At 54.3% G+C, this 691-nt stretch carries 2 protein-coding genes; both read left to right on the top strand.

Annotated elements, in window-relative coordinates:
• The coding region (locus IV91_RS0112765) for a MotA/TolQ/ExbB proton channel family protein (protein ID WP_150112491.1) at positions 1–435 on the top strand (435 nt) is incomplete at its 5' end.
• A 14-nt stretch (positions 436–449) separates the two neighbouring features.
• Positions 450–691, top strand: a 242-nt coding sequence (locus IV91_RS0112760) for an ExbD/TolR family protein (protein ID WP_200874413.1), incomplete at its 3' end; no start/stop codon positions are given.

The raw sequence follows: 691 nt of genomic DNA, 5'->3' as shown, positions 1-691 counted from the left end.
CTTCATCATAACCTGGAGCATGATTTCGACCGAATTTCCGACAAACTGGAAGAATCCGTCATGCGCGAAGCGCCCCATGTGGACCGCTTCCTGTGGGTGCTGGACACCATCGTGACCCTGGCCCCCCTGATGGGCCTGCTCGGAACCATCATCGGCATGTTCAATGCCTTTCAGGTGCTGGGAGACGTGTCTAACTCACCCACCAAAGTCACCGGCGGCGTGGCGGAAGCCCTGCTGGCCACGGCCTGTGGATTGTTCATCGCCATCCTCGGATTGGTGGCCTTGAACGGGTTGAACAATCGGGTACGGGTGATCATGCACCAGATGGAAACCCTCAAGATGATGTTGCTCAATCGTCTCTATCCCCATTACCATGAGTCCTACGAAGAACAGAAAAAAGTGTTGGCCGGTGTTCGCGCCCGCTCTGTGGCTTGAAGGGAGGGTGAGTGATGGCTATGAATTACTTTGAAACGAAACGTGCGCGGATCGAGATCATCCCGATGATCGACATCATGTTTTTTCTGTTGGTGTTTTTCATCATGATCACGTTACACATGATTCCCTCCACCGGTGTAGCATCCAAAATGCCCAAGAGTTCCACCACCACGGCTCTGGAGCCCCCCAAGGTACTGGTGAATGTGGATGACGAGGGGGATATTACCGTGGAGGGTCAGAAGTTGACGGCCGAGGC

This window comes from Ferrovum myxofaciens (assembly GCF_000735045.1).
GTDB classification, from domain to species: Bacteria; Pseudomonadota; Gammaproteobacteria; order Burkholderiales; family Ferrovaceae; genus Ferrovum; species Ferrovum myxofaciens.
Note: the sequence above shows the minus strand (reverse complement) of the source record. Positions and strands in the feature narration are given on the sequence as shown.